The following is a 26,393-nucleotide window of genomic DNA, read 5'->3' as shown; positions in this document are numbered from 1 at the left end:
AAACCTCTAATTATTTTCCCATACAGAATTTTGAAAAAATTTCTTCAACTAAATCATCATCGACTTCCTGACCGATGATTTCACCAAGGTAAGAATATGCATTCATCAGATCAATCGATAAAAAGTCTTCTGACATGAAAGCATTTAAACTTTCTCTAACTTTTTCCAGACTTTGTTCTGAATTAATGAGTGCTTCCCTCTGTCTTAAATTGGTAATATACATTTCTTCCTTAGGAAGGATAGAACCATCAAAAAACATATCACCAATTATTTTTTTAAGATCATCCATTCCTGTCTCATCAACCATAGATGTCTTTATAACAGGAATATCATTTCCATATTTTTTATGGATATCTTCTTCAGTAACATTTATACTGTCACTTATGTCATTTTTATTTAATAATACAATCACATGATTTTCTTTAATAATATTATTAATTCTTTCATCATGTGAAAAGTCACTATCGGTTGAATCAATTATATATAAAATAAGATCTGCACTCTTTGCAGAATCGACAGCCTTTTCAACACCGATTTTTTCTATAACATCATCGGTATCTCTGATTCCGGCAGTATCGATAACATGTAAAATGATATCATCCAATCTTATATTTTCTTCAATAATATCTCGAGTTGTGCCTTCAATATCAGTAACAATAGCTCTCTCTTTTCCGGCAAGTTTATTTAGAAGAGATGATTTTCCGGCATTTGGTTTTCCTATTATCACAGTGTTTATACCATCTTTTCTAATCATTCCTTCATTTGAGCTATCAATTAATTTTTGAATTTTCGAAAGCCAACTTTCATTCTTCTTAGTCAATCTTTCATTGTATCCATCCAGATCATAATTTTCCGGATCATCAATTGCTGATTCAATAAATGCCAGTTCATAAATAATTTCTTTTCTTATAGAATCTATTTTATTAAATAACTCACCACTAAGCTGAATCTCAGAATTTTTCATTGAAAATTCATTTTGAGCATGTATCAGATCCATGACAGCTTCAGCTCTGGTTAAATCTATTCTTCCGTTTAAAAAAGCTCTTTTTGTAAATTCACCGGGCTCAGCTAATCTACATCCGATTTTTATCAGAAGATTCAAAATAGTTTCCATTACTACTCTTCCACCATGTGAATTAATTTCTACTACATCTTCTCTTGTGTAAGTTTTAGGAGCCTTCATAACAGAAACCATGACTTCATCAATTTTGTTTTCATCTAAATCGCAAATAAACCCATAGTGAATAGTATGGGTTTTAAAGTTCAAAAGAGAATGTTCACCTTTTGTATCAATATAAATTTTGCTTGCAAATGAAAGTGCATTCTCACCACTTATTCTGATTATACCTATTCCGGCATCAATCATTGCAGTGGCTATCGCACAAATCGTATCTTCTTTAAAAATCATAATTTTCAAAAATGTATTTAGGGTAAATTACATAGAACCATCTATATAATTTACCCCATAATAAATTAACAAGTTGTATTAGATCGATTATTTCTTAAGTGTTACTACTACTCTTCTGAAAGGTTCTTCACCTTCAGAGTGAGTTGTAACATATTTGTCTGACTGAAGAGCTGAATGAATTATACGTCTTTCGTAAGGATTCATAGGCTCAAGTGAAACTGCAGTTCTGTTCTTACGAACTTTATAAGCAATATTCTTAGCAAGATTTTCAAGAGTTGCTTTTCTGCGGCTTCTGTAATTCTCGGTATCAACCTTAACATGAATGTAATCTTCACTGTCTCTGTTAACAACAAGAGAAATCAGATACTGAAGTGAATCAAGAGTCTGTCCTCTCTTACCGATGAGTACACCCATCTCGTCACCTGATAACTCAACTTCAAGAACCTTGTCAGTTTCGTTATACTTTGCTTCAACCTTTACTTCCATATGCATTTTTTCAAAAACATTATTAGCAAATTCTTTTGCGATGTTAATGAATTCATGATCATATACATATGAAACAGATGATGAATCAGAAAAATCGGAAGAATCTGTAGAATCGGATTTGCTTTCTTTTACTGCTTCCTTTTTATGATCCTTCTTATTATCTTTCTTTGCTTCTTCAACTTTTGCATCAACCTGCTTTTCAAGAGATGTCTTTACTGCTTCGGTATTTTTATTCTCTTCTGCGTTATCATTCTCAGATTTAACCTTTGCCTTAATTCTTGCAGGCTTAACATTTAAACCAAGAAATCCGGTAGAACCTTCAGAAATAACTTCATAATCAAGTTTATCACTAGTTACAGAAAGCTGAATACAAGCTTCTGTTATACAGTCATCAACTGTCTTTGCTGAAATCTCAATGTAATCCATTTATGATTCCCCCTGTTTATTATTTTTTTCATCAAATTCTTTAACCATATTAGCTCTTGCCAAAAGGCTTGTTTTCTTAGCCCTGCCACTCTCATATATCTGTCTTGCATTGTTAATACCGGCATCTTTTTCTGCCTGAGTAAGCTTTGATACAGAAGAATTGTTTCTGGTATTAAGTTTTGCATACATCTCCATTGAGGGAGTAGACTTCTGAGCTTCAAGTTTCTTTTTATATTTCTCAGTATTTTTGATAATCTGTGCATCAATATCCATTTTATCAATACGCTTATTGATGATAATCTGCAATACTGTACGAACAACAGCACCGGCAATCCAGTAAAGACCAAGACCTGCAGGAAGTCCGTATGTAAATACGATTGACATGATAGGCATCATCATATTCATAGTCTTCATAGAATTAGCCATCTGCGCAGCCTGATCATTAGGATCATTACTTGTAGTTGCAGCCTGAGGCATAAGCTTTAAACTGATCCACTGTGTTAATGCGGATAATACAGGAATAGCAAGAGCACCTATAAAGAGTCCAAATGACTTGCTGCTGATAGCAGTATGAAGCATATAACTAGGTGAATCACCAATATTAAGTCCTAAGAAACTATTATATGAACTTATTATAGAATGAGTACTCTGTATTGAATCACTAAGTGATGTAAACTTCTCAGATAATAAATTCCAATCTGCAGTTGAAGCTTTATTAAGAACATCAACAAAAGTATTCTCTATATAAGTCACATCGCCGGAAGTAAATGCATCATTTGAAAACTGTTTTGCATACTGAGCGGCACTTGAAAGAGTCTGTAAAAAATCACTGGCTCCTGCTGTCTCACGGAGTTGTGAAACAAGAGGATAAAAAGCATCTTTAACAGCTGTTACATAAGCAGGCATTGAATAGATTACTCTGTAAAGAGCAATCATAATAGGGAACTGTATAAGTAACTGAACACAACTTCCTGCCTGTGAAACACCGTACTTAGCATAAAGAGCTTTTATTTCTTCCTGCTGAGCTAGCATGGAATCATTATCTTTTTTACCTTTGTACTTAGCCTGAATTGCCTGGAGTTCAGGATTCATCTTAGCCTGAAGTTTAGAGAACTTCTGCTGTTTGTAAGTAAGAGGTAAAAGTAAAAGGTTAATAATAATTGTAAATAAAATAATGGAAAGACCCGTACTGGGAATTCCAATTTTCTGAAGGAAAATAAAGATCCAATTCATGATATGTCCAAGAATCCATGCAACCGGACCTACTATTTTCCCCTGATACTGTGTAAGAAAAACTAAGTTCACAACACATCCTCCAAATAATTATGGTACAGGGTCATATCCCCCACTTGAAAAAGGATTACATCTAAGAATTCTCCAAGCAGCAAGAAGACTCCCCTTAAATGCACCATACTTTTCTATTGCTTCCAATCCATACTGCGAACAAGTCGGAATGTATGGACATTTTGTTCTCTTTAAGGGAGAAACATACTTTTGATATAATTTAATTAGAAATATAAGTATTTTCTTCATCTTTCACCTCATCATTTTTTATTAGATGAGACTTTCCGGCCAAACTGAGGAAGGATTTTTCTATTTCAAAATATGTAGCATCCTTAGCACACCTCCTGGCCACGACTACTATATCTAAACCACTATTAAATATATTTTCATGTAGTCTGTATACTTCACGGATTAGTCTGTTGAATCTGTGCCTGACAACACTATTTCCAATTTTTTTACTGCATGAAATACCCAGTCTATTAATTGTGGAATCATTTTCTCTGACATATAGGACAATGTTTTTGTCTGCAACACTCTTTCCACATTTATAGACAAGATGAAAATCAGCAGTCTTTTTTAATGATTCTGAAAAGTTCATTTAAAAACCCTGTGCATATAACATAAGGACCACACATAGTGGTCCTTATAATCATGCAGATATTTTCTTTCTACCTTTAAGTCTTCTGGCAGCAAGTACTTTTCTGCCTCCCTTTGTGCTCATTCTTGCTCTAAAGCCGTGAACACGAGCTCTCTGAAGCTTATGTGGCTGATAAGTTCTCTTCATAGTCGAAATACACCTCCTTCTCTATATATCAATTAAAAATAATTGTCCTAATCAGAAAAAATCGTTGTAATTATAATAAATATAGCAATTTTAGTCAAGTTCTAAAAAATCCATGTGGATAACTGAAAATTTTTTCAGAAAAATTTCTTCCAATATATAGTATTTGATCAACTTATCCACAACCAAATGTTGATTTTGTGGATAAGTTGTTATTATCTGTAAATTCATAAATATTATCCACAAATTGTGGATTAAATGTGGAAAAAATTTTGATAACTATTTATCAAAGAATAACAAACCCAGTATTTATGCGTGTTTGTTTTGTTGAATAATATTCACATACTTTTCCACTTTTCCACTTTGAGAAAAAAATAAAAAATTTTTTTAATTATTTTTATAAAGTTATCCACAATATGCTCCTGTTTGATATTTAAATGTGTATAAGTTACAATAATTCTTAAATTCGCATTGGGAGAAGTATATGGAAAAAGCTACAGAAATAACACAAAAAATATCAGAAAACTGGGATAACATAAAAGAATCTATCCGGATAGATCTTAGTATGACAGAAATATCCTTCAACACTTGGGTACAACCCCTATCTTTTTATAAGTATGAAAACAATACTGTAATAATTTTAATTCCTTTTGATGACAGCAACGCTCTAAATTATATAGAGAAGAAATACGAAAAGTTTTTCACTGTTACTCTGTCTGAGTTTTTAGAGCAAAATATCGAAGTTAAATTCATTTTGGAAAAAGATGTAAAAGATGAATATATTAATAATGAAGAAACTCTTTCAGATGAAGACAAAAAACCTCAGCAAACAGTAAATAACTACGAGAGTTCAAACCTTAATCCTAAATACAGATTTGAGACATACGTAGTAGGTGGAAACAACAGGTTCGCACATAACGCATCACTTGCAGTTGCTGAATCCCCCGGAGAAGCCTACAATCCCCTCTTTTTATACGGAGGACCGGGACTTGGTAAAACTCACCTTATGCATGCGATCGGTCATTACATTATTGAAAATAACCCCGGATCAAAGGTTTTATATGTCACATCAGAGCAGTTTACAAATGAAGTAATCGACTCTATCAGAAATGGTAAAGCCGGAAAAGGCGATGCCATGAGTAAGCTTCGTGAGAAATACAGAACCGTGGATGTACTAATGGTCGATGACGTACAGTTTATAATAGGAAAGGAAAGTACTCAGGAAGAGTTTTTCCACACATTCAACGTACTCCATCAGGCCGGTAAACAGATAATCCTTTCATCAGATAAACCACCAAAGGAAATGGAAACCCTTGAAGAAAGATTCAGATCCAGATTTGAGATGGGACTTATATCTGACATCCAGGCTCCTGATTATGAGACAAGAATGGCAATCCTTAAGAAAAATGCTGAAGGATACATAAAAGAAATCGGTGATGATATCTTTGAATACATTGCTACCAATATTAAATCAAATATCAGAGAACTTGAAGGCGCATACAATAAGATAATAGCCTACTCCAGACTTAATAATGTAGATATTACTCTTGATAATGCCAAGGAAGCTCTCAAAGATATCGTTTATCCTGATGTATCAAAGGTAATAACTATACCATTAATAATAAGTACAGTTTGCGAACAGTATAATGTAAAGCAGGAAGATATAACTTCTAAGAAGAGAAATAAAGAAATAGTTCTTCCAAGACAGATCGTTATGTACCTTTCAAGAGAATTTACCGACTCTCCTCTTGAAGAAATCGGAAAAGCTCTCGGTAAAAAGGATCATACAACTGTTATGAGCGGAGTTAATAAGATAAAAGACCTGATCCAGTCAGATGAAGAACTTCAAAGAAACATCGATATCATCACAAAGAAGTTAAATCCATCTGCCTAAAAGTGGATAACTCTGTTTATAAATTATTTATAAAGTGTTTATAAATCAAAAATTAAGTGGAAAACTATTTCGATAGTCTTAAAACGCAAAATTTGGCGCGTGGACAAATGTAAACTTTTCAACATTAAATTTTTATTTATCAACTATTAAAAATTTGTAAATAAGCCAGATAAATTGTATAATAGACTATGATTTCCACAAATCAACAACTATTATTACGAATATTATTAATTAATATTATTTATTTTATATATTGCGATCGAAGGGAGCTATCGCCTAATGAAGTTTATTTGTTCCAAATCTAATCTGGTATTGGGCTTACAAATTGTTTCAAAAGCAGTACCCAATAAGACAACTATGTCTATACTTGAATGCATCCTTGTAGATGCATCAGAAGGAATCATCAAATTTATTGCCAACGATATGGAACTTGGTATTCAGACAGAAGTAGAGGGCAATATTTTAGAAAGAGGATATATTGCAATAGATGCAAAAATATTCTTTGATATTATACGTAAACTTCCTGACAGTGATGTCACAATAGAAACAGATTCTAACGGAAAAGTAACAATAAGTTGTGAAAAGGCTAAGTTTAGCATAGTAGGAAGAAATGCAGATGATTTTACATATCTTCCCAGCATTGAAAAAATAGATGGAATCTCTGTATCTCAGTACACACTTAAGAATATTATTCAGCAGACTATTTTCTCTATTGCTGAAAATGATGCTAATAAGATGATGAGTGGAGAGCTTTTCGAAGTTAATCAGGATACATTAAAGCTCGTATCTCTTGATGGACACAGAATTTCTATAAGAAAAGTTAAACTTCAGAATTCCTACTCACCAAAAAAAGTAGTTGTACCCGGAAAGACATTATCAGATATAAGTAAGATAATCACTGACAGTACAGAGAGCAATGTAGATATATTCTTTACAGACAAGCACATTTTATTTGAGTTTGATAAGACTATTGTTGTATCAAGACTTCTTGAGGGCGAATATTTCAATATTGATCAGATGCTTTCAAGCGATTATGAAACAAAGATGACTATTTCCAGAAAAGAGATGCTTGATTGTATAGACAGAGCTACTCTTCTTGTTAAGGAAGGCGATAAAAAGCCTGTTATTATCTCTATCACAGATGACAAGATGGAACTCAAGATCAATTCAACCATTGGAAGCATGGATGAAGAAATTGAGATTGAGAAGCAGGGTAAGGATCTTATCATAGGATTTAATCCTAAGTTTTTGATAGATGCGCTCAGAGCAATTGATGATGAGAACATAGATATTTATATGGTCAATCCCAAAGCACCTTGCTTTATAAGGGATAAAGAATCCAACTATATTTATCTTGTACTTCCTATAAACTTTACTACAGTGAATTGAGAGAATTATGGAAAAAGTTAGTCTAAGAGAAAATGATGAATTTATAAAACTTGGTCAGGCCATGAAAAAAGCAGGTCTTGAGGAATCAGGAGCTGATGCCAAAAATGATATTTTGGATGGTCTTGTTAAAGTAAACGGAGAGGTAGAGAAAAGAAGAGGCAGAAAGCTCTATCCCGGTGATGTAGTCGAATATGAAGGTACACAGGTACAAATAACAAAATGATAATAAAATCATTGGAATTATCTGATTTTCGAAATTATGAAAATCTAAAAATTGAATTCAGCAGCGGAACCAATATTCTGTATGGTGACAATGCTCAGGGAAAAACAAATATACTTGAAGCTATTTATCTCGCTGCTACTACCAAATCTCATAAGGGCAGTAAAGATAAAGAGATAATATCCTTTGGAAAAGATGAGGGTCATATAAGAACTCTTATCGAACGTGACGGAGCAACATACAAAGTTGACATGCACTTAAGGAAAAGTAAATCCAAAGGAATTGCCATAGACGGACAGAAAATAAAAAAAGCATCCGATCTTGTAGGAAGATGCAATGTAGTATTTTTTTCTCCAGAAGATCTCAGTATCATAAAAGATGGTCCGGTTGAAAGACGCAGATTCATGGATATGGAGCTCTGTCAACTGGATCAAATTTATTTAGAGAATCTCTCTAAATATAACAAGCTCATCAGTGAAAGAAACAAAGTATTAAAAGATATGTTTGATCATCCTGAAAACAAGGTACTACTTGATGTTCAGGATGCACAGCTTGTTGAATACGGAAAAGTGATAATAAGGACAAGAGATAGATTCATAAAGGATTTATGTGAAATAATAGGTCCTATCCATACCAAGCTGACAGGTGGAAGAGAACAGCTTAACATCTATTATGAACCGAATGTTACCTGTGATGAGTATGAAAATAAGTTAAAAGACTCAAGACAGAAGGACATATATTTAAAGCAAACTACTGTTGGTCCTCATAAAGATGATTTTTCATTCAATGTTAAGAGTGAAAATCTGATCTCAAAAGATGAAATTGATATCAGAAAATACGGATCTCAGGGACAGCAAAGAACAGCATCTCTGTCATTAAAGCTTTCTGAGATAGAAATAGTTAAAAAATCAAAAAAAGAAAATCCCGTACTTCTTTTGGATGATGTTTTGTCAGAGCTTGACAGTAACAGACAAAATTATCTGCTAAATACAATTGGAGATATTCAGACAATAATAACCTGTACGGGCCTTGATGAATTTGTAAATAACAGATTTGAAATAGATAAAGTTTTCAGAGTAGTAAACGGAACAATACCCGAAGAATAGAGGATGAAAATGAACAGCACAGAGAATAACTATGGAGCGGATCAAATTCAAATATTGGAAGGTCTTGAAGCTGTAAGAAAAAGACCCGGTATGTATATCGGAACTACAGCAGCAAGAGGACTTCACCATCTTGTTTATGAGATAGTAGATAATTCCGTAGATGAAGCACTCGCAGGATTCTGCGATCACATTGAAGTAAATATCAACAAAGATAATACAATTACCGTTATGGATAATGGTAGAGGTATTCCTGTAGACGTTAATCATAAATCAGGTCTTACAGGTGTAGAAGTTGTATTTACAATCCTTCACGCAGGCGGAAAATTCGGCGGTGGAGGATACAAGGTATCCGGTGGTCTTCACGGAGTTGGTGCTTCTGTAGTTAATGCTCTTTCAGAATGGCTTGAAGTACAGGTTGTTCGTGAAGGAAAAGTATATGAGCAGCGCTATGAAAGAGGTAAGGTATGCTATCCTCTTAAAGAAGTCGGAACAACAACCAAGGTACATTCAGGAACTAAGGTATCATTTAAGCCAGATGCAGAGATATTCAAGGAGACGACAGTTTTTGATTATAACATCTTAAAGCAGCGTCTTAGAGAAATGGCATTCCTTACAAAGGGTCTCAGGATCACACTTAGAGACTACAGAGTAGAAGAAGGCGAAGATATAATTGAGCAGCAGTTCCACTATGAAGGCGGAATAAAGGAATTTGTTCAGTATCTTAACAAGAGTAAAACTGTTCTTTACGATCAGATTATGTATTTTGAAGGAAACAAAAACAATGTTCAGGTTGAAGTATCACTTCAGCACAACGATTCCTTCAATGAAAGCACATATACATTCGTAAACAATATAAATACACCTGAAGGTGGTACTCACCTGGAAGGATTTAAAGCTGCGCTTACCAAGACTTTCAATGATTATGCCAGAGAAAATAAAATGCTCAAGGATAATGAGGAAAACCTCACAGGTGATGATATCCGTGAAGGTCTTACTTCAATCATCAGTGTAAAGATTGAGGATCCTCAGTTCGAAGGTCAGACAAAACAAAAGCTTGGTAACAGTGAAGCAAGAGGAGCTGTAAACAGCGTAGTTTCAGAGCAGCTTACATATTTCCTTGAACAGAATCCTCAGGTTGCCAAGGTTATCCTTGAAAAAGCAATACTTGCTCAGCACGCAAGAGATGCTGCAAGAAAAGCAAGAGATCTTACAAGAAGAAAATCTGCGCTTGATGGACTTGGTCTGCCCGGAAAACTTGCAGACTGTTCAGATAAAAATCCTAAAAACTGTGAGATTTTCATAGTTGAGGGAGATTCTGCGGGTGGTTCAGCTAAAACAGCCAGATCACGTGCAACTCAGGCTATTCTTCCTCTTAGAGGAAAAATCTTAAATGTTGAAAAGGCAAGAATAGACAGAATATACGGAAATGCTGAAATTAAAGCAATGATCACCGCTTTTGGTACAGGTATCCATGATGACTTTGATATCAAAAAGCTTCGCTATGACAAGATAATCATCATGACTGATGCCGACGTAGATGGTGCTCATATAGCAACACTTATGCTTACATTCCTGTATAGATTCATGCCTGAACTTATCAAACAGGGACATGTATATCTTGCTCAGCCTCCGCTTTATAAGCTTGAGAAGAACAAGAAGGTCTGGTATGCCTACAGTGATGAAGAGCTTAATAAGATATTAAGTGATGTTGGACGTGACCAGAACAATAAGATCCAGCGTTATAAGGGTCTTGGTGAGATGGATCCTGAACAGCTTTGGGAAACAACCATGGATCCTGAAAGACGAGTACTTCTCCGCGTTAACATGGATGAAGAAGCAGAATCAGATGTAGATGTTACATTCACAACTCTCATGGGCGATAAAGTTGAACCCAGAAGAGAGTTTATAGAGAAAAACGCAAAATTTGTTAAGAACCTGGATATATAAGACATAGCAAAAAATCAAAGTCAAAATATATCATTTAAATACAAATAATCCATAGTATTTTTATGGCATTATAAGGGGAAAAAATGGCTGATAATAATAACAACAATAAAAACGGTGAAGAATTATCTGATGACGTTTTTGACAAGGTAACTACCGACAGAGTAAAAGAGGTAGACCTTCAGAAAACGATGGAGTCAGACTATATTGATTATGCCATGAGTGTAATCGCATCAAGAGCACTTCCTGATGTAAGAGATGGTCTTAAGCCTGTTCAGAGAAGAATTCTTTACTCCATGATAGAGCTTAATAACGGTCCTGATAAGCCACATCGTAAATGTGCGCGTATCGTTGGTGATACAATGGGTAAATATCACCCTCATGGTGACAGCTCAATTTACGGTGCATTGGTTAACATGGCTCAGCCCTGGTCAATGAGATATTGCCTTGTAGACGGACACGGTAACTTTGGTTCCGTTGACGGTGACGGCGCTGCCGCAATGCGATATACAGAGGCCAGACTTTCCAAGATTTCAATGGAAATGACTGCAGACATCAACAAAGATACAGTTGATTTTACACCAAACTTTGATGAGACAGAAAAAGAGCCTGTAGTTCTTCCTTCAAGATTTCCTAACCTTCTTGTAAACGGAACAACCGGTATTGCTGTCGGAATGGCTACAAATATTCCACCCCACAATTTAAGGGAAGTAATTGCAGCAGTAAACAAGATGATTGATAATAAAATTAACGAGGACAGAGAGACAGATATCGAAGAACTTCTTCCTATCGTCAAAGCTCCTGATTTTCCTACAGGTGGAATCATTCTCGGAACAAGAGGAGCAGAGGAAGCCTACAGAACAGGACGAGGAAAGGTTATTGTTCGTGCCGTAACAGACATTGAATCCATGCCCAACGGTAAGAGCAGAATCATAGTAACCGAGCTTCCTTATCTTGTTAACAAAGCTAACCTCATTTCAAAGATTGCTGAATATGTAAAGCTTAAAAAACTCGACGGAATCACAGCACTTAGAGATGAATCCGACAGAGAAGGTATGAGAATCGTCATAGAGCTCAGACATGACGTAAATGCTAATGTTATGCTCAACAGACTTTTCAAGCATACACAGCTTCAGGACTCATTCGGAATTATAATGCTCTCACTTGTAAACAACGAACCTAAGGTTCTTGGACTTGTAGACATGCTCCATCACTACATCGTTCACCAGGAAGACGTTGTTACAAGAAGAACACAGTTTGACTTAAATAAAGCTGAAGAGAGAAATCATATCTTGGAAGGATTACTCATCGCACTTGATAATATCGATGAAGTAATCAAGATTGTACGCGGAAGCGAGACAGTTCAGCTTGCAAAAGAACAGTTGATGTCAAGATTCGGACTTTCAGATGTTCAGGCTCAGGCTATTGTTGATATGCGTCTTAGAACTCTTACCGGTTTGGAAAGAGACAAGCTTGAGAAAGAGCACGCAGAACTCCTTGAAAGAATTAAGGAATTAAAGCTTATCCTTTCAGATAAAAAAGTACTTCTTGGTGTAATTAAGAAGGAAATAACTGAAATCTCTGATAAATACGGAGATGACAGAAAAACACAGATAGGACATGATGACTCTGACATAGACATAGAGGACATGATCCCCAATGTTAACACAGTCATTGCAATGACAAACCTTGGATATATAAAGAGAATGTCCATAGATAATTTCAGAGCACAGAACCGTGGAGGTAAAGGAATAAAGGGTATTTCAACAATAGAAAATGACTATGTTGAAGATCTTCTTATGACTACAACCCACAACTACATCATGTTCTTTACGAATAAGGGAAGAGCTTACAGACTTAAAGCATATCAGATTCCCGAAGCTTCAAGAACATCAAGAGGAACAGCTATAGTTAATCTGTTGCAGCTTGCTCCGGATGAAAAGATAACTGCTACAATTCCAATCAAGGAATATACAGAAGAAAAGAACCTCTTCATGGTTACCAAGAAGGGTACCGTTAAGAAAACTCACGTAATGGAATTTGCAAACGTGAGAAAGAACGGTCTTACTGCAATCAACCTTGATGATGATGACGAATTGATAGAAGTTAAGACTACTAAGAAAGACTCTGAGATATTCCTTGTAACAAAGAACGGAATGTGTATCAGATTCAAAGAAACAGATGTAAGACCTACAGGAAGAACCTCCATGGGTGTACGAGGAATCATGCTCGGAGACCAGGACGAAGTTGTAGGAATGCAGCTTAATTCTCAGGGTGATTCACTTCTCATAGTTTCTGAAAAAGGATATGGTAAGAGAACAGAACTTAATGAATTCCATATTCAGAACAGAGGCGGTAAGGGTGTTAAGTGCTACAAGATAACAGAAAAGACCGGCAATGTTATAGGTGTTAAAGCTGTTAAGGATGAGCACGAGATCATGATGATCACAGATAGCGGAATACTTATTCAGCTGAGAATGGAAGAAATAACCATTCATGGAAGAGTTACATCCGGCGTTAAGATGATAAATCTTGATAAGGGAGTTCTCGTAGTAGCAATAGCAAAAGTAAGAGAAAAATTATCTAATGGCGACAAAGAATTCGAGAATATAGAAGATGCCATGGAGGAAATACCTGAAACATCAGAAAAACAAGTTGATGATGACGATTTAGATGATATTATCGACGAAGATTTTGAATCTGAAGAAGATAATGAAGAAAATGAGTGATAGGTGATTTTCTATGAGAGTGGGACTATTTATTTCAGAATTTAAGGATGAACATGTAGCTTACATCTGCAGAGGTGCAGATGAAGCTGCGTGTAAGTTGGGCATTAAACTGATCATTTTTCCGGGAAAATACATGATCACCGATAGGAATATCGATGAAAGTAATCCTTATGCATATCAGTATCAGGCTGTATTTGATTATGCAATGCAGGCAAAATTCGATGGATTTATAGTCGATATTGATAGGATTGGAAGAGATGCTCAGATTCTGAAAAAAGAGGATTTTATAAAATCTCTTGATAATAAAAATGTTCTTACTCTTACAACCCTTAACGGATTTGAATCTGTGGAATCAGAAGATGATCTTACAGACGAAGAATTGGGATTTTATGCTATAAAGCAGCTATATGAGAAAATCTCAGGTAAAAAATCAGACATAGAAAAGTCAAAGCTAAAGGATATAACTCTCAAAGATATTACAGAAAGCATTTTAAAATTGCAGAAAATATCTGAGATAATAACCTTCGGTGACATTCAGGAAAAATACAGTATTGTCTCTGAGAAGGTGGCAGAAGCGGGAATTGAAAATATTGAACTTGCAATATTGGAAGAACCTGTAAACAGGTCTCTTAAAAAGGGATGGAAGATTCCGAAAAAGTCAAAGAGGATTTTTTCGGTAAAAGATGGAAAATCTGTTGATGTCCTTGATAATGATTCAATAAATACTAAGGACATATTCGACATAATTGATAACAACAATAGCCAGGTAATAAGAAATATATTCATCGGTAATGAACAAAAAGGATTTATGATAACTGATTATTCTAAAGACTTTATGTGCGGAGTTTTCGATGATATTCTCTTAGATACACTGATTGCAGGTGGACGTATCGATTATTTATTGAAAAATACAGCATACCTTGAAGAAGAACTGGCTGATTGCCAGGAACAGCTTGCAAGAGATGGCTCTGTCCTTGATCATATCGGAGATAAGGATTACCTGACAGGTTTGCCTAACAGAAGAGGATTCTTTGCAGAAGCTTATGATATGCTCAAGGAAGAATTCAAAGAGGGCAAATATGCAGTAGTTGCATATATTGACATGGACTCTTTAAAGAATATCAATGCGATACATGGTCATGATGAAGGTGATCATGCGGTATGCAGAGTAGCGGAGATACTTGAGGAAGTATTTGGAAAGCACAGTGTTTGCGGAAGAATACGTGGTGATGAATTCGCTGTTATCCAGGTAACAGATGAAGAAGATAAAGCTGAAGCTCTGAGGATAGAGATGGCAAGGCAGAATAATAAGCTCCTTATGGATAACACAAAATATCTTAACCACCTTATCTATTCTATATGTGAATTTGACTATGAAAAGAGCCTGTCTCTAAGGGAAATGCTAAGAGAAACCGATGATAATTTAAAGAACATGAAAAGATTAGAATCACTTGGCTAATAATAATTTAATTTTTATTAGATACAAAAATATGATACAGTTCATATATACATTTATTTTTGCAAAATGAGGATTAAAATATGAGTGATATAAACGGACTTGATCCTGAACAACAGGCGCTTCTTGCCAGCATTATGGGTAAATCTTCACAGCAGGGAGGTGGAGGTTTTAGTGTGCCTTCGCAGTCACCTACAGATGCATCCGCTGCTAACAGCGGAAGAATGCTCAGTCAATCGGAAATAGATGCGCTCATAGCGTCAATGAGTAATTAATAGGGGTAATGGTATGAAAAAAGAGGGGACTGTTATGGAAGATAACAAATCTTTGGAACCTCATTATAAACATCAGATAAAGAGACTTCGTTCCACATTTAAGTGGCTTTTTCTGGGAATAATAGTAGGTTTGATTGTAGGGGCAGTTGGGGCTGCCTTTTTCCATGGAATAAAATATGCTACTGCATTTAGAAAAAGCCATAGCTTTATGATATGGCTTCTTCCTTTTGCAGGTTTACTTATCGTATTTCTTTACAGATTATCCAAGGAATATGTAGATACCGGAACAAACCTGGTTATAACTACTATTTCAGCAGGAGATCATCTACCTAAGAGAAAAATCCCACTGATCTTTGTAGCAACTATACTTACGCATCTCTGCGGCGGAAGTGCCGGAAGAGAAAGCGCAGCTCTTCAGCTAGGCGGAAGTATCGGTCATAACATAGGAGAGATGATAAAGCTGGATGAAGATGATTGTAAGATAATAACTATGTGCGGAATGAGTGCAGCATTTGCAGCCCTTTTCGGAACACCGATGGCAGCTGCTTTTCTCGCGATGGAAATAGAAAGCATAGGAGTTATGTATTATGCAGCCCTTATTCCATGCGTAGTTTCAGCACTTGTAGCAAGTAATCTGGCAAAATACCTTGGAACAGTACCCGATGTTTTTGCAGTGACAATTGTACCTAATTTTACAATCGATAATGCTATAAAAGGAGCTATTCTTGCTGTTCTCTGTGCACTAATCAGTATCATGTTCTGCATAGTTATGAAAAAAAGCGGAGAACTGTATAAGAAAGCATTTAAGAATCCTTATATAAGAATATTTGTGGGTGGCTGCCTTGTAGTTCTTCTGACACTTCTTGTTGGAAATAATTACTATAACGGCGCAGGAATGGACGTTATAGAGCTGGCAACAGAAGGAAAAGCGCCTTATGAAGCCTTTTTCTTCAAGATGGTATTTACAGCAGTAACTATGGGAGCAGGCTTTAAGGGAGGAGAAATTATCCCTGCTCTTTATATAGGAGCTACCTTTGGATGTTTATACTCACAGATATTTGGATTTAATTCAGCTCTTTGTTCTGCAATAGGTATGGGAGCTTTGTTCTGCGGAATTACTAACTGTCCAATTTCATCACTTCTTTTGTGTTTTGAAATGTTTGGCTACAACGGAATGCCCTATTATCTTTTGGCAATAGCACTTAGTTACACGTTTTCAGGCTATTACGGAGTATATGATTCTCAGAAGATCATGTATTCCAAATTCAGAAATAAATACATAAATACAACCACCAAATAATTTCCTTCAAGGAGAAAATTATGTCAAAAAAACTTGTATCATGGAACGTAAACGGTCTTCGCGCATGTGTATCAAAGGGCGAATTCCAAAAATTTATGGAAGAAGAAAAACCTGATGTAATAGGACTTCAGGAGACAAAACTTCAGGAAGGACAGATTGAACTTGATCTGCCCGGATACCATCAGTACTGGAATTATGCAGAGAAAAAAGGATATTCAGGTACAGCTCTTTTTACAAAGGAAGAACCTATACAGGTTACATATGGTCTTGGAATAGAAGAGCATGACCATGAGGGAAGAGTAATAACAGCTGAGTATCAGGATTATTATCTGATAACCGTATATGTTCCGAATGCAAAGGAAGACCTCTCAAGACTTGAATACAGATGTGTATGGGAGGATGATTTCCTAAAATATGTTAAAACTCTTGAAAAGAAAAAGCCGGTAATTTACTGTGGTGACCTTAACGTTGCGCATAAGGAAATAGATCTTAAGAATCCTAAGACAAATAAAGGCCATGCAGGTTTTACAGACGAAGAGAGGTCTAAATTCGATAATGTGATAGGAGCTGATTTGATTGATTCCTTCAGACACTTTTATCCTGATCTTGAAGGCGCATATTCATGGTGGTCATACAGATTCAAAGCACGTGAGAAAAACGCAGGATGGCGTATAGACTATTTTATAACATCCAAGGCTCTTGAAAACAGGCTCAAAGATGCAATTATTTACAAGGATCAGATGGGATCGGATCATTGCCCGGTAGGTCTCATTCTGGAATAAGGATATGTCATTTAATTCATTTTCATTTATATTAATATTTTTGCCACTTGTAGTTATCTTGTGGTATACCTTATCGGCCATGAAAAAATGGAAGATTGCAGATTATATGCTAATTGCATCTTCCATAATTTTGTATGGCCTTTTTTCATTTAAATTTGTGATAATTCTTCTTCTATCAGCCTTTATTACCTACGAAATAAGCAGACTTATAATTACGAGCAGAGATAAAAAGATATTACTTGTATTTGGAATAATTACAAATATTGGATTACTGGGTTATTTTAAGTACACTAACTTTTTCCTTGAAAATATATCGATTGTAACGGGGAGAAAGATAGATAGCCTTGCTATAGTTTTGCCTGTGGGAATAAGTTTTTATATTTTTTCACATATAGCATTCTTAGTGGATACATATAGGGAGATTGTGGATAACTATAGTGATCCCGGGGAAAAAGTGTCCGCAAAATCTGTGACATTTACAGAATATCTTTTATACATAACATATTTTCCGAAGATAATTCAGGGACCTATTGCACTTCCTGGTGAAATGATAAGCCAGTTCAGAGACAAAGAAAAAAGAATTCTGAAATCTGAGAACATAGCAAAGGGAATGCAGTTATTCGTTATCGGACTTTCAAAGAAAGTACTTCTTGGTGATAACCTCGCTAAAATAGCCGACTACGGATTTTTATACACCTATTACATGGATACGATAACTGGAATATTAGTCCTTGTAGCCTATTCATTCCAGCTCTATTTTGATTTTTCAGGTTATTGTGATATGGCAGAGGGCGTAAGCTACATGCTGGGAATAACTCTTCCTCAGAACTTTAACTCACCCTATAAAGCACTTAGCGTTAGAAATCTGTGGCAGAGATGGCACATGACACTAACAAGATTTTTCGTAAGATACGTTTATATTCCTCTTGGCGGATCAAGAAAAGGCAAATTAAGGACTGCGCTTAATGTTCTTATCATATTTATTTTAAGCGGATTCTGGCACGGAGCAGGTTGGACATATCTGTGCTGGGGACTGATCATGGGAATAATGGTTGTATTTGACGATCTTGGAATTATGGCAACAAAGACAGACATAAAAAAGAGCTATTTGCTTAGAGAAAAGCCGCTTATAGTAATACCTGAATTTCTTGGAAAAATACTTACATACATCATGTTTTTGATATCCCTTGTATTTTTCAGATCAAAGAACATGACTTATGCAATCCAATATTTTAAACAACTCTGTTTCTTTACCTGGCCGGGATTTTTGTATAAGACAGCAAGTGTCCTTAGCATATCGGAAAACTATCTCATCCGTCAGGCAGTAAACCTCGTAAACAAAAGCCTTGAAACACCTGTATATATTGCAAGCTTTGCAATCCTTATGATAGTATCCGCATTTGTAATGACAAGGGATAATGCAAGAGAACTTGTTTTTGGAGAAAAAATAGGAAAAGGATATACATTCCTTTTGGTAATCCTGTTTGTATGGTCATTCATATCTTTATCACAGGTAAGTACATTTATTTATTTTAACTTTTAGGTGCGAGTTTAGAAAACATGGAAAATACAAAAACAAAGGACATAACCTTCATAAAAAAATTTCTGATATCAGTAGCTGTACTTCTTTTACTTATAGCAGGTCTGGTGATCATATTTGATCCTTTTTATCACTATCATAAGCCATTGCCATTTTTAAAAGCGGTCTTAAACGACAAGGAATATCAGTGCGTTGGGACGCTCAGGCATTTTGATTATGACGCGGTCCTTGTAGGATCCTCTGTGGTGGAAAATAACGACAACGACTGGTATAACGAAGCTTATAACTGCAATACTATAAAGGCAGTAAGGTCATACGGAGCAACAGCAGATCTGTGCTACCTTCTGGACGAAGCCTTCAGCTCGGGAAATAAGATAGATCATGTATTTTACAACATTGATCCGTCATCTCTTAGCGCAAGTAGTGAAACAACGTACAAATCAACGGGATGCCCGATGTACCTCTACGATCATAATCCCTTTAACGATGTAATGTATTTATTCAACAAGGGAGTAATTTTTGAGAAGATACCATATCTTATAGTGAATTCCCTATTTACGGATTATGATGAATCACTATCCTACAACTGGGCAAAATGGAAAACCTTTAATCAGGCAAATGCGCTTGGGCTCTACAACAGAACATTGGAAGTAAGTGAAATGATGGATGAGAAGGCTTACGAAGAAGAGCTTCTTGCAAATATCGATCTTCTTACAAGGCAGGTTGAGAATCATCCGGATACGCAGTTTCATTTCTTTTTCCCGGCATATTCTATGCTTTGGTGGGATGGAATATACAGAACAGGTGAGAGAGATGCCTATATTTACAATGAAAAACAGATGGTAAAGGCACTATTATCCTATGATAACGCGGAAGTATTCTGTTTTCAGAATGAGCCTATGGTTATAACAAACCTCGAAAACTACCTTGATTCGATACATTTTTCACCTGAAATAAATAAGCTTATGCTAGATCAGATGGTAAGAGGAGAATACAGACTTACAACTGAAAACTATGAAGAAGAGCTTGATAAAATGAAGGATTTTACAGAGAAAATAGTAAATGAGCTCATAAAGCCCTATGAAGAGCAAGACCTCTTAACATACGAGCAACCACCGGGAGAGGAGTAAAATGAAAACTCTCTCAAGGACTATGCCATACACCCTGAGAGAGTTTTGCAGATATATGTAATCTACCATACCTGTCTTAATAATTTACAAGCTCGTGGAACAGATCATAGGAATCCTGCAGGAGAGTTCTGATATTTTCAAAATCCTTGTTTGCAACAGCCGTATAGATGGTATCAACAAGGAAAAGCTGTGAAAATCTTGAACTTGTAACACCGCTCTTTTTATCGATTTCAGGAGATGTGGTAAAAAGAACATGATCACAACCCTGCGCAAGCGGACTGTTTCCAAGCTTTGTGATAGCGATGGTTTCAGCACCTTTTTCTTTAGCAGTCTTTAGAAGCTGCATGATCTCTTCGGTTCTTCCGGAGTCACACAGGAAAATAGCAACATCGCCCTCTTTTAGCTGAGCCGCATTCATAAGAGAATTATGATGATCCTCGTTAAAAGTTACGTTATATGATAATCTCTGGAACTTGGTATACAGATCATAAGCTGCAAGTCCGCTGCTACCAACTCCGAATATCCTGATCATTCTGGCTGAAATGATGGCATCTACAGCATTCTCAAATGACTTGGCATCAAAGAGTCTGTAGGTTGTCTGAATGGCCTGAGTACTGGTAGCGCAGATATTATCTGCAATGGCCTGCATAGATGTATATTGATCGATATCCTTAAATTCGATATGAGGTCCGGGTTTTTCGGCATTATTAGCACTTGTAAAGAGTTCATGCTTTAAGCCCTTAAGTCCGGTATATCCTAGGGATTTGGAAAACCTGCTCCAGGTTGCCTGAGTGGTACCTGAATCCTCAGCAAGTTCTGCAACGGTTTTATTAAAAATACTGGCATCGTTTTTAAGACAATAATCAGCAGCTTTACGCTCTTCTCTGGTTAAATTTGTATATACGCTTTTTATTCTTTCTTCGAGAATTGACATAACAACCTCTTTCGTAAAATAAATGCAAACATAATTAACTATCATTAGTATATCGCAAAATCACATATAACATTATTAAATTACAATAACAAAAGGAACAGAAATATTAAATTTTTATTAATGTTAAAATGTGTACAATTTATTTGTTATACTTAAAAAAGCAATAATTTTCTAACATTTTTTATATACATGGAGGGTAAAAATCCTCAAAAGAAAGGAGATTTTATCTATGAAATGGGTATGTTCAGTTTGTGGTTATGTTCATGAGGGAGATCAGCCTCCGCAGGAATGTCCGGTATGTAAGGCACCTGCTGAAAAGTTCACCAAACAGTCAGGTGACATGGTATGGGCTGCAGAGCATGTAGTAGGAGTAGCTAAGGGTGTTCCCAGTGATATTTTAGAGGACCTTCGTTCCAATTTCACTGCAGAATGTTCAGAAGTAGGTATGTACCTTGCTATGAGCCGTCAGGCATATAGAGAGGGCTATCCTGAAGTAGGTGACTACTATGCAAAGGCTGCATGGGAAGAAGCAGAGCATGCTGCTAAGTTTGCAGAACTTTTAGGTGAAGTCTTAACAGACTCAACAAAGAAAAATCTCGAGATGAGAGTAGATGCTGAAAACGGCGCAACAGCAGGTAAAGTTGATCTTGCTAAGCGCGCTAAGGCTCTTGACCTCGATGCTATACATGATACAGTTCATGAGATGGCAAGAGACGAGGCAAGACATGGCAAGGCATTTGCCGGTCTCTTAAAGAGATATTTTAATTGATACAAAGGAGTAAAAAAATGGATTTAATTCCCAGCTTTTCTGTTGACCACACAAAAATTGTACCCGGAATCTTTACCAGCAGAGTAGATATTCTAGGAGAAGAGAAGGTTACAACCTATGACATCAGGGTTACAAAGCCTAATGTTGAGCCCGCAGTTGAGGTAGCTGCAATGCATACTCTTGAGCATATAATTGCAACTTACCTTAGAAATGATCCCGATTGGAAGGATCAGATCATTTATTGGGGACCTATGGGATGTCTTACAGGCTTCTATCTCATTATGAAGGGAAACCGTGCTCCCAAGGAAATATGCGACCTTGTTACAAGAGCATTCAAATCAGTTGAGAATGCCGAGGAAGTACCCGGAGCTCAGGCTGTTAACTGCGGAAATTACCTTATGCACAATCTTCCGATGGCTAAATGGTATGCTAAGAGATTTGCGGATTATCTTACTAAAAATGCAGAGAATGCTGAAATATTTGAGTATCCAAAGTCTGAGAGAATGGTAACAGATGATGGAAGAGAGTTCTTCGACTCATAAGTAAAAAAGTAAAACGCCCGGACATTTGATCCGGGCGTCTTATCATTTAAGATTTTTTATAAAGCTGAGTGTAAGGCTTGCGCAGTCGTGTGCAGCCTTTTTTTCAAATTCGGGATAGTCTAGCATATCGCTTCCATCTGCTTTATCTGATATAGCTCTTAAGATCACAAATGGAATCTTGTTGATATAGCAGGCGTGAGCTATTGCAGCTCCCTCCATCTCTGTGCAAAGGCCGTTAAATTCCTTCTTGATAGCATCCTTTACAGCATTGTCTGAGATAAACTGATCACCTGAACATATTCTGCCATCCCAGAGTTTTGAAGTAATATCAGCTTCCTTTGCAGCTTTTTTAATTCCTTCGATCATGTCTTTGTCTGCAGGGAATTCTCTAAGTCCTGTCTGGGGAACCTCGCCTTTTTTGTAGCCAAATATTGTTGCATCAACGTCGTGATAGACACAATCAGTGGAAACAACAAAATCACCTATATCGATTTTGGCATCGAGTGAGCCTGCAGCACCTGTATTTATAACGTTTGTAACGTTGAATACACTTGCAAGGATCTGAACGCAGATACCGGCATTAACCTTGCCTATTCCGCTCTTAACAACGACAACATCCGTGTTTCCAAGCATGCCTTCATTAAACTCCATGTTAGCAATGGTCTTGGTACCGGTTATGGTCATTTCCTTTTTTAAGGTCTCAACCTCAATTTCCATTGCTCCGATGATTCCGATTTTTGTACTCATATGATATTTGCTCCTTTTTGAATATGATCAATTATTCGGATATGCTTTTTTTATTCTATCATATTCTTCATCAGTTATGGTCATTACAGTACCATGCTTAAAGCCGTAAGGAAAACTGAACTTATCGTCACTTCGTACAAAGCGGCCTGTGGTTATATCATCTGCGATAAAAGGAACATAGCCCTGCTTTTCTTTTTCACAGCCGTAGAAGTCGAGCATTACGCACCATCTGCCATCGCTTAATTTAAAACAGGTAGGAGCTTCATACTGCCCCTGCTCAAGCTTGTCCATCTCTTCATCAAAAGCAGGCATTCTCTCATACTCGCCTGTAAGTGATGTACTCCTGTGAAGCATTATGTGCTCAGGATTAAAATCGCTCTTTATAAAGCGGTAGTAGTAGCCGTTTTCGTAAACAATATTTGAATCAATAATTCCGGTGTCTTCCTTTTTGCACAGGATCTTTGCCTTTGAAAAAGTCTTAAAGTCCTTGGTCCTTGCATAGTAAATTGCAGTGTGATCAGGATTTTCTTCATTGTGGAAGCTGCTCCAGTGAACCATGTAATCGCCGTTTTCTTCATCTGCAATAATTTCAGGAGCCCAGACACAACCAAATGAATCATCTACCATCCTCACAAGCTCAGCATCCGACCAGTGTACAAGATCAGAAGATTCCCATTTTACAAGGAAATTGCTGCCGTTGTGGTTTATTTCCTTCCAATCTCCATGATATTTACTCTCAAAATTATTGGCGAGACTTAAATCTGTTGAAAGAATAACAAAACCGCCTTCTTTTTTTCTGAAGATGACATGATCCCTAACACCACATTCACCTACATTACTAACAAGAACAGGCTCACCGCTGTTGACCATCTCCCAGTTAAAGCCATCTTTGGACAGACCAAAATATACCTGCTCACCGTCAGGTGTGTACTTCTCTCTAAAGTGTACAAATATGTATGCCCCCATTACTTATTATCCTCCCTGTATTCTTTTTTCAAATAAGCATCAATTTTATTCTCTATATTGGTTATAAGGGTTTCTTTTGATATTTCGTCTTTATAAAACTCAGTTATCTCAGAAGAAACTATATCTGAGCAATCATTAAAAGGAAAACCGATGTGATCGGCTGAGTTTATAAGGTCAGATACCTGACTCACTTCACTCTCTGTTAAAGGCCTTACTTTAATATCTTCCCCTGAATTGTTTATAATTTCAGATGAAACAAGAGTCTGACCTGTTGTTCCCTGGTAGTAGGTTCCGCTTAAAGCCTGCTGTTTTAATGCGGAAAATGATCTGTGAGTAACCGGAAATGCCCAGTCTATACTGTTTTGATAATCGTCAAGAAACAGAGTTCTTACATAATTCCACGCAGCATCTTTATATAGACTCTTATTGTTTATCGCAACAGACATAGTAGGACATATATATGAATATGCCGAATTATTACCCGGGATACCGTTAAATACAATATCATCACCAAAATAAGCATCCTTCATCGTCTGATATGACTGAAAGTTGCATATATTGCAGTACAAAAGCAGCGATTTTTCATCCTTGTAAAACGAATCATATGAAGAATAATCAACAGATTCGGTATAAGCAGGAAATGAATCAATAAGCCCCAAAAGATTATAAAAGGCCTCATTATTAAAATTACAGGTTTTATTATCAAGATTTACAAAATCGTGTATGTTAGAGCAAAAAAGAGGATAGGAGCTTTCTTTTGTAAAGTAGCCAAGAGATACATCTCTTTTGATATTCAGATCATCACAAACCTCGAAAATATTATTAAGTGTAACGGTCTTATCTTTTAGAAGTTTTTCATATCCTACGCAGGTTTCAACTGAGAATGACGGTATAAGGAAATACAACTTATCATTTAGCTTCCCTGCATTGATCACATTCTCAAGAAGAGGTTTATTTCTTAGCTCAGGATCTCTTTCAAGATAAAGGGACAGATCCTGGAAATAGTCATATTCAGCATACATAGGATAGTCTGTCGTACTATATGGATAGAAAAGCAGAATATCGGGTGCATTATTTTCTTTTAAGTCAGTAAGGAGTTTACTTGTTCCGTTTTGTATCTCAAAGTATTCGGGATCGTAATTTTCTACTCTTAATTTATATTTGTCATTATCGCTGTTGAATTCCTGGATAGAACGGTTGATTGAATAGTCATTAAAAGTAGTTCCTATAGTAATGACCTGTTTTTCGGCGACGTCCTCAGGATCAACCTTCGTAAGTTTATAAAGAGTATCGGGCTTTCCGTTAAGTCCTGCAAATATCTCAAGATTCCAGTCGTCAATCTCAAAAATACGATTCACGTAATCTATTACGAAATCTGACATATAGAAGTCGCATACAGGTGTGACCTGACTATCTCCCAGGTTATAACAATAGATTATTCCATTCATGTAAGTGAAAAAATCATGAGATTTTCCGGCACACATCCTCTGTCCCGGATCGATCTGTTCGGGAAGAGACACCTCAGTGCCAAATGAATTCTTATTAAAATCAGGTTCGTACATATGATATACGAGATCTTCATCAGGCTCTGATATAAGCACCGTTCCATCTCTTAGAGAATAAAGCTTTGGCGGGAAAAAAGCAGAATTATTATCTCTGTCTATTATATGCTTGCCATCGCCGTTTTTTTCATCATATATGCTGTACCCGGTTGAACTAACGGTAATAACGCCGTACTTTGAAGAAACGACAAGGCTTATTATTTCTCCGGTTTCATCTTCCGAAACCACTGGGGCTGCCCAGATTTCACCATGCTTGTTTATCTTTACGATTTCTTTTGTGTGATTATCTTTGTCATCATAGCTTCTGACGGTGTAAAAATTGTCATTACCGTCGCAGTTTAAAAGACTATAAGATATACCTTTGTCAGATTTAAGAGGAATAGAACTTATATCAATGTCACCTTCAGCCGGAGTAATAGCGTATTTATTGTAGCCATCACTTTCTGTGATCCTAAGACCGTGAATCTCGCTGTCAGCGGAGCAGGTACCGGCTATCCAGGTTTTGTCATCTGAAGAGACACCCAGATCTTTTATGGAATATACATAGTTTTTACTGTAGGATGATTCATCGGACGTTTCTGTCACATCTGCTTTGCTGGCGCTGTTGCAGGAACATACCATACAAGCACATGTAAAAACGAACGCCAATAACCCCATTGTCAAAGGCGAGTGCTTCATATTTACCTCTCAAAAAAGCAATAATTAGTAAATATATCTTTAGCA

24 protein-coding genes are annotated in these 26,393 nt (G+C 36.3%); 14 read left to right on the top strand and 10 right to left on the bottom strand.

Features of this window, described 5'->3' with window-relative positions:
* Positions 1-10: 10 nt before the first annotated feature.
* The 6 genes from mnmE to rpmH all read right to left on the bottom strand — a co-directional run bounded on the left by mnmE (position 11) and on the right by rpmH (position 4,388).
* Positions 11-1,408, bottom strand: coding sequence for a tRNA uridine-5-carboxymethylaminomethyl(34) synthesis GTPase MnmE (gene mnmE / locus T543_RS03000; protein WP_035765557.1), 1,398 nt, complete (start codon positions 1,406-1,408; stop codon positions 11-13).
* Between the two features lie 87 nt (positions 1,409-1,495).
* Positions 1,496-2,320, bottom strand: coding sequence for an RNA-binding cell elongation regulator Jag/EloR (jag, locus tag T543_RS02995; RefSeq protein WP_035765554.1), 825 nt, complete (start codon positions 2,318-2,320; stop codon positions 1,496-1,498).
* Positions 2,321-3,625 (bottom strand): YidC/Oxa1 family membrane protein insertase, encoded by a 1,305-nt coding sequence (locus T543_RS02990; protein ID WP_035765553.1) that lies wholly within the window; start codon positions 3,623-3,625, stop codon positions 2,321-2,323.
* Positions 3,626-3,643: 18 nt separating this feature from the next.
* Entirely contained in the window at positions 3,644-3,853 is a 210-nt protein-coding gene (gene yidD / locus T543_RS02985) for a membrane protein insertion efficiency factor YidD (RefSeq protein ID WP_035765552.1), read from the bottom strand.
* A complete protein-coding gene (rnpA, locus tag T543_RS02980; RefSeq protein WP_035765551.1) occupies positions 3,825-4,202 on the bottom strand; it encodes a ribonuclease P protein component in 378 nt (125 codons plus the stop codon). Before rnpA ends, yidD begins: the two co-directional genes overlap by 29 nt.
* Before the next feature lie 51 nt (positions 4,203-4,253).
* Positions 4,254-4,388, bottom strand: a complete 135-nt coding sequence (gene rpmH / locus T543_RS02975; RefSeq protein WP_035765550.1) for a 50S ribosomal protein L34 — start codon at positions 4,386-4,388, stop codon at positions 4,254-4,256.
* Between the two features lie 481 nt (positions 4,389-4,869).
* Between rpmH and dnaA the strand changes: the two genes are divergently transcribed.
* The 12 genes from dnaA (at position 4,870) to T543_RS02915 (ending at position 20,150) form a co-directional block, all read left to right on the top strand.
* Entirely contained in the window at positions 4,870-6,279 is a 1,410-nt protein-coding gene (gene dnaA, locus T543_RS02970) for a chromosomal replication initiator protein DnaA (protein WP_035765549.1), read from the top strand.
* A 279-nt stretch (positions 6,280-6,558) separates the two neighbouring features.
* The gene (gene dnaN / locus T543_RS02965) at positions 6,559-7,668 is read left to right on the top strand and encodes a DNA polymerase III subunit beta (protein ID WP_035765547.1); all 1,110 of its coding nucleotides are present in this window, start codon (positions 6,559-6,561) and stop codon (positions 7,666-7,668) included.
* A 7-nt stretch (positions 7,669-7,675) separates the two neighbouring features.
* Positions 7,676-7,891, top strand: coding sequence for an RNA-binding S4 domain-containing protein (locus tag T543_RS02960; protein ID WP_035765543.1), 216 nt, complete (start codon positions 7,676-7,678; stop codon positions 7,889-7,891).
* A complete protein-coding gene (gene recF / locus T543_RS02955) occupies positions 7,888-8,994 on the top strand; it encodes a DNA replication/repair protein RecF (protein WP_035765540.1) in 1,107 nt (368 codons plus the stop codon). The genes T543_RS02960 and recF overlap by 4 nt, the downstream gene beginning before the upstream one ends.
* A gap of 9 nt (positions 8,995-9,003) precedes the next feature.
* Entirely contained in the window at positions 9,004-10,941 is a 1,938-nt protein-coding gene (gene gyrB / locus T543_RS02950; RefSeq protein ID WP_155843128.1) for a DNA topoisomerase (ATP-hydrolyzing) subunit B, read from the top strand.
* 83 nt (positions 10,942-11,024) lie between these two features.
* Positions 11,025-13,667 (top strand): DNA gyrase subunit A, encoded by a 2,643-nt coding sequence (gyrA, locus tag T543_RS02945; protein WP_081829901.1) that lies wholly within the window; start codon positions 11,025-11,027, stop codon positions 13,665-13,667.
* A 13-nt stretch (positions 13,668-13,680) separates the two neighbouring features.
* Positions 13,681-15,126 (top strand): GGDEF domain-containing protein, encoded by a 1,446-nt coding sequence (locus T543_RS02940; RefSeq protein WP_035765534.1) that lies wholly within the window; start codon positions 13,681-13,683, stop codon positions 15,124-15,126.
* An 80-nt stretch (positions 15,127-15,206) separates the two neighbouring features.
* Positions 15,207-15,398, top strand: a complete 192-nt coding sequence (locus T543_RS02935; protein ID WP_035765531.1) for a hypothetical protein — start codon at positions 15,207-15,209, stop codon at positions 15,396-15,398.
* A gap of 13 nt (positions 15,399-15,411) precedes the next feature.
* Positions 15,412-16,698: a chloride channel protein gene (locus T543_RS02930; protein ID WP_242839449.1), complete on the top strand. Its 1,287-nt coding sequence runs from the start codon at positions 15,412-15,414 to the stop codon at positions 16,696-16,698.
* Between the two features lie 20 nt (positions 16,699-16,718).
* Positions 16,719-17,480 carry an exodeoxyribonuclease III gene (locus T543_RS02925; RefSeq protein ID WP_035765528.1) on the top strand — a complete coding sequence of 254 codons (762 nt, stop codon included), beginning with the start codon at positions 16,719-16,721 and terminating at the stop codon, positions 17,478-17,480.
* 4 nt (positions 17,481-17,484) lie between these two features.
* Positions 17,485-19,023, top strand: a complete 1,539-nt coding sequence (locus tag T543_RS02920; protein ID WP_035765525.1) for an MBOAT family O-acyltransferase — start codon at positions 17,485-17,487, stop codon at positions 19,021-19,023.
* Positions 19,024-19,040: 17 nt separating this feature from the next.
* Positions 19,041-20,150 carry a hypothetical protein gene (locus tag T543_RS02915; RefSeq protein WP_035765522.1) on the top strand — a complete coding sequence of 370 codons (1,110 nt, stop codon included), beginning with the start codon at positions 19,041-19,043 and terminating at the stop codon, positions 20,148-20,150.
* 76 nt (positions 20,151-20,226) lie between these two features.
* Here the strand turns inward: T543_RS02915 and T543_RS02910 are convergent, their stop codons facing one another.
* The gene (locus T543_RS02910) at positions 20,227-21,084 is read right to left on the bottom strand and encodes a MurR/RpiR family transcriptional regulator (protein ID WP_035765518.1); all 858 of its coding nucleotides are present in this window, start codon (positions 21,082-21,084) and stop codon (positions 20,227-20,229) included.
* A 229-nt stretch (positions 21,085-21,313) separates the two neighbouring features.
* Here T543_RS02910 and T543_RS02905 point away from each other — a divergent pair, with 229 nt between their 5' ends.
* Together T543_RS02905 and T543_RS02900 are read left to right on the top strand one after the other, a co-directional pair.
* Positions 21,314-21,853 carry an NADH peroxidase gene (locus T543_RS02905; RefSeq protein ID WP_035765516.1) on the top strand — a complete coding sequence of 180 codons (540 nt, stop codon included), beginning with the start codon at positions 21,314-21,316 and terminating at the stop codon, positions 21,851-21,853.
* Between the two features lie 17 nt (positions 21,854-21,870).
* Positions 21,871-22,395, top strand: a complete 525-nt coding sequence (locus T543_RS02900) for an S-ribosylhomocysteine lyase (RefSeq protein WP_035765513.1) — start codon at positions 21,871-21,873, stop codon at positions 22,393-22,395.
* 42 nt (positions 22,396-22,437) lie between these two features.
* On the opposite strand, the gene T543_RS02895 is transcribed toward T543_RS02900, so the two are convergent.
* The 3 genes from T543_RS02895 to T543_RS02885 are packed head-to-tail and all read right to left on the bottom strand — an operon-like array spanning position 22,438 to position 26,348.
* Complete coding sequence (locus T543_RS02895; RefSeq protein WP_035765510.1) at positions 22,438-23,142, bottom strand: 5'-methylthioadenosine/adenosylhomocysteine nucleosidase; 705 nt, start codon at positions 23,140-23,142, stop codon at positions 22,438-22,440.
* A 27-nt stretch (positions 23,143-23,169) separates the two neighbouring features.
* The gene (locus T543_RS02890; RefSeq protein WP_035765508.1) at positions 23,170-24,108 is read right to left on the bottom strand and encodes a glycoside hydrolase family 43 protein; all 939 of its coding nucleotides are present in this window, start codon (positions 24,106-24,108) and stop codon (positions 23,170-23,172) included.
* Positions 24,108-26,348, bottom strand: coding sequence for a type 2 periplasmic-binding domain-containing protein (locus tag T543_RS02885; protein WP_155843126.1), 2,241 nt, complete (start codon positions 26,346-26,348; stop codon positions 24,108-24,110). The genes T543_RS02890 and T543_RS02885 overlap by 1 nt, the downstream gene beginning before the upstream one ends.
* Between the last annotated feature and the right edge of the window lie 45 nt (positions 26,349-26,393).

The organism is Butyrivibrio sp. NC2002 (assembly GCF_000702265.1).
In the GTDB taxonomy this organism is placed as follows: domain Bacteria; phylum Bacillota; class Clostridia; order Lachnospirales; family Lachnospiraceae; genus Butyrivibrio.
This window is presented reverse-complemented; position numbering and strand designations above follow the sequence as displayed.

Coding starts and splice junctions, on each gene's coding strand:
- mnmE (WP_035765557.1), bottom strand. CDS start 1,408: ATGATTTTTAAAGAAGATACGATTTGTGCGATAGCCACTGCAATGATT.
- jag (WP_035765554.1), bottom strand. CDS start 2,320: ATGGATTACATTGAGATTTCAGCAAAGACAGTTGATGACTGTATAACA.
- yidD (WP_035765552.1), bottom strand. CDS start 3,853: ATGAAGAAAATACTTATATTTCTAATTAAATTATATCAAAAGTATGTT.
- rnpA (WP_035765551.1), bottom strand. CDS start 4,202: ATGAACTTTTCAGAATCATTAAAAAAGACTGCTGATTTTCATCTTGTC.
- rpmH (WP_035765550.1), bottom strand. CDS start 4,388: ATGAAGAGAACTTATCAGCCACATAAGCTTCAGAGAGCTCGTGTTCAC.
- dnaA (WP_035765549.1), top strand. CDS start 4,870: ATGGAAAAAGCTACAGAAATAACACAAAAAATATCAGAAAACTGGGAT.
- dnaN (WP_035765547.1), top strand. CDS start 6,559: ATGAAGTTTATTTGTTCCAAATCTAATCTGGTATTGGGCTTACAAATT.
- T543_RS02960 (WP_035765543.1), top strand. CDS start 7,676: ATGGAAAAAGTTAGTCTAAGAGAAAATGATGAATTTATAAAACTTGGT.
- recF (WP_035765540.1), top strand. CDS start 7,888: ATGATAATAAAATCATTGGAATTATCTGATTTTCGAAATTATGAAAAT.
- gyrB (WP_155843128.1), top strand. CDS start 9,004: ATGAACAGCACAGAGAATAACTATGGAGCGGATCAAATTCAAATATTG.
- gyrA (WP_081829901.1), top strand. CDS start 11,025: ATGGCTGATAATAATAACAACAATAAAAACGGTGAAGAATTATCTGAT.
- T543_RS02940 (WP_035765534.1), top strand. CDS start 13,681: ATGAGAGTGGGACTATTTATTTCAGAATTTAAGGATGAACATGTAGCT.
- T543_RS02935 (WP_035765531.1), top strand. CDS start 15,207: ATGAGTGATATAAACGGACTTGATCCTGAACAACAGGCGCTTCTTGCC.
- T543_RS02930 (WP_242839449.1), top strand. CDS start 15,412: ATGAAAAAAGAGGGGACTGTTATGGAAGATAACAAATCTTTGGAACCT.
- T543_RS02925 (WP_035765528.1), top strand. CDS start 16,719: ATGTCAAAAAAACTTGTATCATGGAACGTAAACGGTCTTCGCGCATGT.
- T543_RS02920 (WP_035765525.1), top strand. CDS start 17,485: ATGTCATTTAATTCATTTTCATTTATATTAATATTTTTGCCACTTGTA.
- T543_RS02915 (WP_035765522.1), top strand. CDS start 19,041: ATGGAAAATACAAAAACAAAGGACATAACCTTCATAAAAAAATTTCTG.
- T543_RS02910 (WP_035765518.1), bottom strand. CDS start 21,084: ATGTCAATTCTCGAAGAAAGAATAAAAAGCGTATATACAAATTTAACC.
- T543_RS02905 (WP_035765516.1), top strand. CDS start 21,314: ATGAAATGGGTATGTTCAGTTTGTGGTTATGTTCATGAGGGAGATCAG.
- T543_RS02900 (WP_035765513.1), top strand. CDS start 21,871: ATGGATTTAATTCCCAGCTTTTCTGTTGACCACACAAAAATTGTACCC.
- T543_RS02895 (WP_035765510.1), bottom strand. CDS start 23,142: ATGAGTACAAAAATCGGAATCATCGGAGCAATGGAAATTGAGGTTGAG.
- T543_RS02890 (WP_035765508.1), bottom strand. CDS start 24,108: ATGGGGGCATACATATTTGTACACTTTAGAGAGAAGTACACACCTGAC.
- T543_RS02885 (WP_155843126.1), bottom strand. CDS start 26,348: ATGAAGCACTCGCCTTTGACAATGGGGTTATTGGCGTTCGTTTTTACA.